Below are 9,844 nucleotides of genomic sequence, written 5' to 3' on the forward strand. Positions count from 1 at the left end.
TGGAAGTGGTTTGTGTGTATTTTTTTACCACATAGGAACATAGATTTTGTTTGTGATTATTGAGTCGCTTGGCTCTGAATAGGTTTAATAGTTTGGTTTTCAGTTCACGACTTCTCGATACTATTTTTAAGAATAAAAACTAACGTTTTCATGCTTAAAAATCACTCGAAGTGACGAAAAGGAAGGTGATTAGTTAATATATGGACAATTGCAATCTCACACCGTCAGTTCGAGTGGTTCCGATGCTAATCGGAATTGTATCGAGAACCGTTGTTATGGAAATGGTTTGTTTTCCCTTCTTTAAAATAGAACTTAAAACAGCAAGAAAAACACTAAATTAGCGTTCCAAAATAATAAGCTATGGATTCATTAACCCAAATTGTTTTAGGAATTGCAACAGCAGAACTAATAGCTGGAAAAAAACTCCAAAATAAAACGTTTTTATACGGTGCTATTTTAGGAACCATTCCTGATTTGGATGTGCTTGTTGGGCAATTCATGTCGGATGTGGATGGGGTTGCTATACATAGGGGTTTGAGTCATTCCCTACTCTTCTTTGTGTTTTTAGCACCGCTCTTAGGTCTCGTGATTACAAAACTAGAAAAAGGGCTTCTTGACTTTAAAAAAGCTTCGTGGTTGGCATTTTGGTGTTTGGTAACGCACATTGCATTGGATTTGTTCACTTCCTGGGGTACACAAATCTTATGGCCCTTGGAGCATCGATTTGCATTAAAAACTATTTTTGTAATTGATCCTTTGTATACGGTTCCTCTACTGATTTCATTAGTGTATGTTTGGAGAAACAAAGACTCTTTTCTTAGAATGAAATACTTAAAAAGAGGTTTGTTTTTTAGTACAGGGTATCTGTGCTTAACTTGTGTTTTAAAGTTAATAGCGGTGCATAAATTTGAAAAAGCTTTAATGTCACAAAACATACCTTTTCAAGAACTTATGGTAAAACCAACAGCTTTCAATACGGTTCTTTGGAATGCTAATGTGGCTACTCCTACGGGTTATTATTTAGCCGATTATTCTTTTTTGGACAGTCAGCCTATTTCGTTTACGTTTTATGCTAAGAATAGGGATTTAGAGAATAAATTAGAATATGTAGCGGATTTTCAAAAGTTGAAACAAATTAGTGAAGGTTGGTATTTGGTAACGGAAGAAAAGGATAACTTGTATTTTAACGATTTGCGATTTGGACTATTAAATGCTGACTCGAAACAGTTGCAATTTGCTTTTAGTTATCAATTTGTGGCTAATGCTGATGGTACTCTAAGAGCTAATGAGGTTCCAAAAAAGAAAAGGGATGGAAAGATGTTATTGCAACATATCATTACTCGTATAAAAGGAAATTGAAAGGATTGTGAGAAGTAGTTTGTGTGCTACAGTCAAAATGATTATTTTCCATAAGATTTGGCTTAGATACTTGTACTAGAGCAAAAGAGTTCTAAATTTACAGTCCCAACTTATAAAAATAAACCATGCGTATTTTACAATATATCGGAATTCGAATCATATTAGGTTTTGTTTTGTCTAATATGGTGTTCAGTTTAGTAGATCCAGATATGGAAAACACTGTTTTAGTAATTCTTCTTAGGCTTGTTGTAGCTTGTGTTTTCTACTACATGCTTACTGTGTATGTGAATAGTAGGAAGAAGTTGTAAGTTATAAGTTTACGGTTTACAGTTGCTTTTACTCTTCACTCCTCACCTCTCACTACACTAGCACTACTTCTGGTTTTGTGTATTTGTCTCTGAATTCTTCTAAAGTTAATGTCAGTTTTACTACTGCATTTTGTGTGTCTTGTGTTTTTGAATTTTCCATGATTATTCGCTTTTTAGATTAATAACTTATGTATTGCAAAAATGCAACTACTTGTATTGTTTGTTGTTATAGAATAATTTTTAAAGGTTATATAATTTTAAGTTTTAAGTTATAAGTTTACATTTTACAGTTGCTTAATTTGTGGAGTTTCTTGTGAGTTCCCTCCTTTGTCGGGATGACAAGGTTGTGAGTAGTTTTTTAACCACATAGGAACATAGGTTTTGTTTGTGGGTGTTTAGTCGCTTTGCTCAAGATAGGATAACATAGTTTGATTTCAGTTCACGACTTCTCGATACTATTTTTAAGAATAAAAACTAGCGTTTTCATTCTTAAAAATCACTCGAAGTGACGAAAAGGAAGGTAATTCGTTAATATATGAACAATTGCAACCTCAAACCGTCAGTTCGAGTGGTTTTGTGGAATGCAATGGAACAAAATTGTATCGAGAACCGTTGTTATGAAAACTGTTTTTAAATCACGACTTCTCGATACTATTTTTAAAAATAAAAACTAGTGTTTTCATCTTCAAAATCACTCGAAGTGACGGAAGAAAAGATGATTGTGCTTTTAAAGATAAACGTTATGACTACCGTCAGTTCGAGTGATTTTGTGGAATGAAATGGAACAAAATTGACCCGAGGCTATGCCGAATTGTGCGAAGCTAATCGAGAACCGTTGTTATGGAAATGATTTTGATTGTGGAAGTGGTTTGTGTGTAGTTATTTTACCACATAGGAACATAGATTTTGTTTGTGATTATTGAGTCGCTTGGCTCTGAATAGGTTTAATAGTTTGGTTTTCAGTTCACGACTTCTCGATACTATTTTTAAGAATAAAAACTAACGTTTTCATGCTTAAAAATCACTCGAAGTGACGAAAAGGAAGGTGATTCGTTAATATATGAACAATTGCAACCTCAAACCGTCAGTTCGAGTGGTTTTGTGGAATGCAATGGAACAAAATTGTATCGAGAACCGTTGTTATGAAAACTGTTTTTAAATCACGACTTCTCGATACTATTTTTAAAAATAAAAACTAGTGTTTTCATCTTCAAAATCACTCGAAGTGACGGAAGAAAAGATGATTGTGCTTTTAAAGATAAACGTTATGACTACCGTCAGTTCGAGTGATTTTGTGGAATGAAATGGAACAAAATTGTATCGAGAACCGTTGTACTGGAAATGATTTTGATTGTGGAAGTGGTTTGTGTGTAGTTATTTTACCACATAGCAACATAGATTTTGTTTGTGTTTAATAACTCGCTCTGCTCTAGATAGGATAACATAGTTTGATTTTCAGTTCACGACTTCTCGATACTATTTTTAAGAATAAAAACTAGCGTTTTCATTCTTAAAAATCACTCGAAGTGACGGAGAAGAAGGTGATTGTGCTTTTAAAGATAAACGTTATGACTACCGTCAGTTCGAGTGATTTTGTGGAATGAAATGGAACAAAATTGACCCGAGGCTATGCCGAATTGTGCGAAGCTAATCGAGAACCGTTGTACTGGAAATGACTTAGATTGTGGGTACTTTTTTTAACCACATAGGAATATAGGTTTTGTTTGTGGGTGTTGAGTCGCTTTGCTTTGGATAGCATACATAGTGGAATAATTTTATACCTATTACCCATCACCCATTTCTAAAACTCCAACTTCAATCCAATAGTCGTTCCTAAATCATCTCTTTGGATGCTGACTTGGATGTCTTGGGTGTATTTTGTGGTAAATATGTAGGAACTTCCAATTCCAATGGCAGCACCGGCTAAGACATCAATGAAGTAATGATTCTTAGATTCAATTCTAGAAAAGCCTGTATAACTTGCTAACACATAAGCGGGTATTCCAAATTTCCATCCATAACGTTTTTGTAAAAATGCTGCACTTTGAAAGGTAATTGAAGTATGCCCTGATGGGAATGATTTGAAATTGGTTCCGTTAGGTCTTTCTTTTTTAACAAGGTATTTTAATCCTTCCGTGGTTACTCCATTGACTAAAAAACCTAGGGCAAATTGTTTGGATCCTTTGGGGTCTTTTTTTATAATCGTTGTTGCAATAGCTGACATGGGTAACGCATAGAGTAAAAGATCTCCTCCTTTTTCAATAGTTGTGCTTTGTTGTGCTTCACAATTAAATGAGGTAAATATAAAAAGTATAAGTGCTATATAAGATTTATGCATAGGTGTGTATTTCGTTCTATAAACGTTTAAGTTAAACATTCATTGTAATTTATTTCTTAAGAGTTCCTTAAATTTAAGCTTGACTCCTTTTAACAAAAGTTAAAATGGTGGAAAACATATCAAATAAGAGTTTTATTTGATACTTTTAAAGGGCTATGCAAGTTAAGTATATGGCTGATTTTTAGCGTTATAAAATTATTAGTAATGGTTTCAAGATTATGATTTGTAGGGTGAGTTTTAAGTTTTAAGTTTGCAGTTAACAGTTTGCAGTTAACAGTTTGCAGTTAACAGTCAACAGTTCTTTAGTTTGTGGAATTTTTTGTGAGTTACTTCTTTGTTGGGATGACAAGTTGTGGATAAAAGTCATACGTTTACGGTTTCATACTGCCAGCTGAGCACTCATCTCTTCTCTTTCAAAATATAATAATTCAAAGACAAGTAGAAAACTACATTTACTAGACTGTGGATGTAAGTGTAGGATTTGATATTATTAAAAAAATTAGCTGTAATTAGAGCATTACTTTTAAATAAAAAAAGAATACTCAAGCCTAGAAAGAAAATAATGGGTGAAAAAAGAAGAATATATTTGTTGGATTGAAAAAAGTAAAAGTTCTCTCGTTTCAATTGGAAAAAACTTTCAAAAATAAAAAATACACTATACAAGAATGCTCCTACTAACAAGGTGTAATAATTGAATTGCAATGGTCCTTCCATAAACAAAAAGTTGAACAGGGCAAATAAGCAAAAAACAACTGTAGTAGCAATGATAAGTCTTTTGGTTGTTATAATCAGCTGCAAGATACGAAACCAAAAGATGGTGATTACTATTACTCGAAACGTTGAAAATAAAGCATAAGATAGGCCTTTTACTTGTAAATAGGTATTTATGATTTCTATAAGAGTGCTTATGCCTAAAATGTAAAACAAGTATTGGTTGATTCGTTTTTTTGTTTTTAAACGGAAAAGGGCATGCAAAAACGTAAGTAATACAATGAACTTAATAATGATAGCAGGAGAACTAATTAATTCTTTCATAAGGAATAGTTAAAAAGGACTTTGATGCGGTTTATTTATATTCTTGTTTCTTTCTTCCGAGTTATTATTTTCAAAATGAGGATAGTTGGGTGGCATAATTAGTATGTTTTCATTCAACCAACTATACTGACTTGTGTAAAAATTGTCTGAAACAGCTTGTGTATACTTATTTGAAACAATCTCTTTTTTACAACTTATAAAAGTTAGCAACAAGCTTAGGATAAGTAGTATTTTTTTCATGACTCTTAAGTATTGATTCACTAACAAATGTCCTTAATACAACAATAATTCACTAAGGAAAAACACCCTTTTAGGATAAGAGTTTTACCTGTTATAGGGATAAAAAAAGGATAAATTAGCTATCTTTGCTGTCTTAAACGTAAGAGATGTCAAAGCAAGAAAATACTACCTTTCAACCTAACAACACCAATTTATTAGCTAAAATAAAAAGCTTTCAAGCCAATCAGAATCAAGAGACTTTTATGGCTGTTTTAGATGAATTGCAAGGAGATAATGCATTTTTATTGGTGCCTACTTCTAGTCCTGTTACAGGAGAAAACCCAGAAAAAGGTTGGACTACCTTAGAAAAAGGAGCACAATTGTCGTTTACTTCTGTTTTTGAAGTGGAAGGTAAATTGGTTATGGGTGTTTTTACCTCACAAGCTACTTTGATGAGTTGGGCTTCTGAAACCAAACCTTTTGTTACACTACCTGCAAAAGAGGTTTTAGAAATTGCTGTGGAAAATAAAATCAGCCAGATTATTATTGATAGTAATCAAGAGAGTATGTTTGTGTTGGGGAGAACGGTTTAGAGAAAGAAAATAGATAAAAGAGAATAGAACATAGACTAAAACATCAATTGTCAGATCGAGTGATTCTGATTTATCTAAATGTCTCGAGTACCGTTGTTATGGAAACTGTTTCTACATCACGACTTCTCGATACTATTTTTGAAAATAAAAACTAACGTTTTCATCTTCAAAAATCACTGGAAGTGACGGAAATGAAGATGATTTGTAATAATAAGGAAGATTGCAATTCTTAACGTCAGTTCGAGTGATTTTGTGGAATGCAATGGAACAAAATTGACCCGAGGCTATGCCGAATTGTGCGAAGCTAATCGAGAACCGTTTTTATGAAAATGGAAGATGATTTGTTATAATAAGGAAGATTTCAACTCTTAACGTCAGTTCGAGTGATTTTGTGGAATGCAATGGAACAAAATTGTATCGAGAACCGTTGTTATGAAAATGATTTCCTTGCTAAATTAGGCAAGCTATCATAATCTCCGTTAATAAGTGCTTCTTTCTTTAAACGAGACCACTTCTTAATTTGCTTTTCTTTCTCGATAGCAAAATTAATATCCGTAAACTCTGCATAGAAAACTAATTCTAAAGGACGTCTTTTAAATGTATAACATTCAGGATAAAAACCACTTTCATGTTGGAAAATCCTTTGCTCCAAATTACTTGTAACACCTGTGTAATAAGAGTTGTCATTACATTTTAGTATGTAAACATAAGATTGTTGCATAATTGTTTCAAAATATAAATATAATTATTTTTTCAGTGCACGACTTCTCGATACTATTTTTAAGAATAAAAACTGATGTTTTCACTCTTAAAAATCACTCGAAGTGACGGAGATGAAGATGATTGTGCTTTTAAAGATAAACGTTATCCACTAGCGTCAGTTCGAGTGATTTTGTGGAATGCAATGGAACAAAATTGACCCGAGGCTATGCCGAATTGTGCGAAGCTAATCGAGAACCGTTGTACTGGAAATGAATTTTATAGTAGAAGTAGTTTGTGGGTAGTTTTTTTTAACCACATAGGAACATAGATTTTGTTTGTGGGTGTTGAGTCGCTTTGCTTGGGATAGGATAACATAGTTTGGTTTTCAGTTCACGACTTCTCGATACTTCCCGATGAATCGGGACACTCGAAGTGACGAAAATGAAGATGATTGCGCTTTTAAAGACAAACTTTATCCACTACCGTCAGTTCGAGTGATTTTGTGGAATGCAATGGAACAAAATTGACCCGAGGCTATGCCGAATTGTGCGAAGCTAATCGAGAACCGTTGTTATGAAAATAGTTCCTTATCCCTTATTTCTTACCCCTTATAAATATAAACTCAAATCTACAATCTTCTAACTAAACCTCATTCCATATTACCTAAAAAAAGCGTCCAGACTTCTTTAGAAACTGTACCAAACTGTTTTTCTACAGGTTTGAAAATGACTTTACTAAACACCTCAATACTACAACGTTGATTACCTTCATTGATTTCTAAATTGTATTTGGTTGTCCAAAAGTCAGCACCAACAATAGAATTCTCTATTTCAGAAAGAGCAAAAGTGTAATTCTTTCTTTTAATTTTGGTAAGCAATTGGTGTAAAGGTATAGCATTATTTTCTGCAGTAGTAAAATCAACCACTAACGGGTTACTATTGTCAAACAGATTTTGAATAGTTGATTTTAGTTGATTTTGCAAAGCTTCAGTAGTATTTTCATGGGCATACAATTCTAAATACCCATAGTAATCCTTAACCTTAAACACCGCACTTTCCTGATAGGCTTTAAGGGCTTGAAAACTAAAGTTGGATTTAATAGTTCCTTTTGTATAAGCATTACTATTGTTACTCTGACTAAAAGCTGTCAGTGTAAAAATTAATACCAAGCATGTTAATACCTTACTTTTCATGTTATTGTTGTAGGATTCGGATAAAATTTATTTGTTTATTGGCTGTGCTTTTAATTTCTAAAACCTTCATTTTCTTTAGAGATGCACTTGGAATAATTAGTTTTTCTGAAAATTCTTCTTTGTTGAAATATTCTGCTCCTAAATTATTTTTGAGCATTACAATCACTTCCAAATCATCTGAAAATATCTTTTGCAATTGTTCTTTTCGGGTTTGCCAATCTTTAATATCAGATTTCATAAAAGCTTTTAGCATCATGGCATAATCATCAGGCTCTAGGACAATATTGGGATGTGGATGTGTGTTTGTAACCACAACTGTCTTATCTTCATAAAACGGACTTTTAATCACAACTTTAGCACTATCCTTAGTCTTTATTTGTAATTCTGAATTGATAATCGCTACAGGTATTTCAGTACTATCGTTTACAATAACTGCTTTAATTTCATCAGTATTTATTTTATCATTGGTATAAGAATCTTTAACTTCTAAGGAATGGATGTTATCTTTTTCAAAGATAAAATCGTAAAAAATAAAAGCACTTATTCCTGTAATAAGCAACAATAACAATAACCAAATCAATAAGCTTTTATAGCTTTTCTTTTTATGCTGCTGAGTTGCTTCAACCAAAGCTTTGTGCTTATACAAATACTCATCCCAACCTGAATAGCCAACATATTGCGATAAAATATCCAACATATCTTTACGAGGTAACTTTTCGTTGGTTTCAGGTTTTAAATGGGTGTAAATCCACTTTTCACTAACCGTTTGTTTTACTTGAGATTCAATCACCTCAATCAAATTCTGAATATCTTGTGAACTAAATGTTTTCCAATCTCCTACAAAATAAGGATGATGCTCTTTATACACTAAAAGCACATCTTTTTTAAGGTTTTGAAAGGTAACTAATGGATTCATTTATAATTTGAAGTCAAATGTAAAAAAACAGCTTCTATTTGTACTGTAAATCTACTGTAAAAGTAGGGAAAAATCTTTACAGTCAACTGAAAGTTGTTTTACCAAATTAATTTTTGAATGGGATTGTACTATTGCATCATTAAATAATTAAAAACTTAAAAATATGAAAACAATTTCAACGAAATGTACAACACTTTTCTTTTTACTTCTAACCTATTCTATTGCTAAGGCCCAAATTAGCGGTAATCAGGTGTATGGCAATTCAGGTTCCAATGATAACGCATCGCACACTAATAAAACTACTGTAATCAATAATAACGTGCTTTCCGTTAGTGTATCTATTTTAATGAATGCCAAAGCTGATGGATTTGTAATGACGTTAGGTCTGAATGAAGAAGCTGAAACAGTCAAACTTTGCAACACCAAAATCAACACACGCATTGAAGGTTTTTTAGCTAAAGTAAAAACCTTAGGCATCAAAAAAGATGAAAGTTATATTGATTTCATTTCCCAAACAAAAGTGTATGATTTTACTGTGGATGGTTCAACGGCTCAACAAATTGAAAAAGGATTTGAAATTAAGAAAAACATTATCATTACTACGGAAAACATTACCGATTTGGAAAAAATAATCACTTTGGCTTCGGAATTTGAAATACATGACATCATTAAAGTGGAATATTTCAATGATGATACGGATTCTATTCATACGCAGTTATTCGAACAAGCACTAGCCATGGCTGAAGTTAAAAAGGACAGGTATTTAAAATCATTTCGCAAGAAGATTGTAGGAACTCCAGATGCGAATGAAGCTTTTGAGGTGTATGTTCCCAAAAACCAATATAAAACCTATCAAGCCTACGAAAGTTCTGAAATACAAACGCACAACAACAACAGAAATACCAATTATCTAAAAAAGTTAGCTAGAAAAAACAAAAGCTTTTACTATGATGGAGTGTCAAGTGCGGGTTTTGATAAGGTGATTAATGCCAATCAAACAGAAGTTGGAATTCAATATACCTTAACCTTGACAGTTTCATATAAAATTGATACTTCGATATAGGTTTTTCCTAAGGACTAAGTTGTAGCACAAAGTTCCGCAAGGTTTAACACAACGTTACACAATGTTTTTTTAAGGAACACAGATTATATAAATTTTTAGAAATCTTTAAAATCTTTGCG

General features: G+C 32.6%; 10 protein-coding genes. 5 read left to right on the top strand and 5 right to left on the bottom strand.

Annotated elements, in window-relative coordinates; genetic code table 11:
* The first annotated feature begins 360 nt into the window (after positions 1 to 360).
* Complete coding sequence (locus AABJ49_RS13840; protein ID WP_338378882.1) at positions 361 to 1,359, top strand: metal-dependent hydrolase; 999 nt, start codon at positions 361 to 363, stop codon at positions 1,357 to 1,359.
* Between the two features lie 125 nt (positions 1,360 to 1,484).
* Positions 1,485 to 1,667 carry a hypothetical protein gene (locus AABJ49_RS13845; protein ID WP_338378883.1) on the top strand — a complete coding sequence of 61 codons (183 nt, stop codon included), beginning with the start codon at positions 1,485 to 1,487 and terminating at the stop codon, positions 1,665 to 1,667.
* A 1,801-nt stretch (positions 1,668 to 3,468) separates the two neighbouring features.
* On the opposite strand, the gene AABJ49_RS13850 is transcribed toward AABJ49_RS13845, so the two are convergent.
* Both AABJ49_RS13850 and AABJ49_RS13855 read right to left on the bottom strand, forming a co-directional pair.
* Complete coding sequence (locus tag AABJ49_RS13850) at positions 3,469 to 4,044, bottom strand: phosphatase PAP2 family protein (protein WP_338378884.1); 576 nt, start codon at positions 4,042 to 4,044, stop codon at positions 3,469 to 3,471.
* A gap of 1,005 nt (positions 4,045 to 5,049) precedes the next feature.
* Entirely contained in the window at positions 5,050 to 5,280 is a 231-nt protein-coding gene (locus tag AABJ49_RS13855; protein WP_338378885.1) for a hypothetical protein, read from the bottom strand.
* A gap of 146 nt (positions 5,281 to 5,426) precedes the next feature.
* Here AABJ49_RS13855 and AABJ49_RS13860 point away from each other — a divergent pair, with 146 nt between their 5' ends.
* Positions 5,427 to 5,852 (top strand): SseB family protein, encoded by a 426-nt coding sequence (locus AABJ49_RS13860; RefSeq protein WP_338378886.1) that lies wholly within the window; start codon positions 5,427 to 5,429, stop codon positions 5,850 to 5,852.
* Positions 5,853 to 6,282: 430 nt separating this feature from the next.
* Here AABJ49_RS13860 and AABJ49_RS13865 read toward each other — a convergent pair whose 3' ends face one another.
* The gene (locus tag AABJ49_RS13865) at positions 6,283 to 6,573 is read right to left on the bottom strand and encodes a GIY-YIG nuclease family protein (RefSeq protein WP_338378887.1); all 291 of its coding nucleotides are present in this window, start codon (positions 6,571 to 6,573) and stop codon (positions 6,283 to 6,285) included.
* A gap of 75 nt (positions 6,574 to 6,648) precedes the next feature.
* Here AABJ49_RS13865 and AABJ49_RS13870 point away from each other — a divergent pair, with 75 nt between their 5' ends.
* A complete protein-coding gene (locus AABJ49_RS13870; RefSeq protein WP_338378888.1) occupies positions 6,649 to 6,771 on the top strand; it encodes a hypothetical protein in 123 nt (40 codons plus the stop codon).
* A gap of 432 nt (positions 6,772 to 7,203) precedes the next feature.
* Here the strand turns inward: AABJ49_RS13870 and AABJ49_RS13875 are convergent, their stop codons facing one another.
* On the bottom strand, positions 7,204 to 7,746 hold the full coding sequence (locus AABJ49_RS13875; protein WP_338378889.1) for a hypothetical protein: 543 nt from the start codon (positions 7,744 to 7,746) through the stop codon (positions 7,204 to 7,206).
* Position 7,747: 1 nt separating this feature from the next.
* Complete coding sequence (locus AABJ49_RS13880; RefSeq protein ID WP_338378890.1) at positions 7,748 to 8,662, bottom strand: hypothetical protein; 915 nt, start codon at positions 8,660 to 8,662, stop codon at positions 7,748 to 7,750.
* A gap of 163 nt (positions 8,663 to 8,825) precedes the next feature.
* Here AABJ49_RS13880 and AABJ49_RS13885 point away from each other — a divergent pair, with 163 nt between their 5' ends.
* Positions 8,826 to 9,725 carry an SIMPL domain-containing protein gene (locus AABJ49_RS13885; protein ID WP_338378891.1) on the top strand — a complete coding sequence of 300 codons (900 nt, stop codon included), beginning with the start codon at positions 8,826 to 8,828 and terminating at the stop codon, positions 9,723 to 9,725.
* Positions 9,726 to 9,844: the final 119 nt, after the last annotated feature.

Origin of the sequence: uncultured Flavobacterium sp., assembly GCF_963922255.1 — a bacterium.
GTDB lineage: Bacteria > Bacteroidota > Bacteroidia > Flavobacteriales > Flavobacteriaceae > Flavobacterium.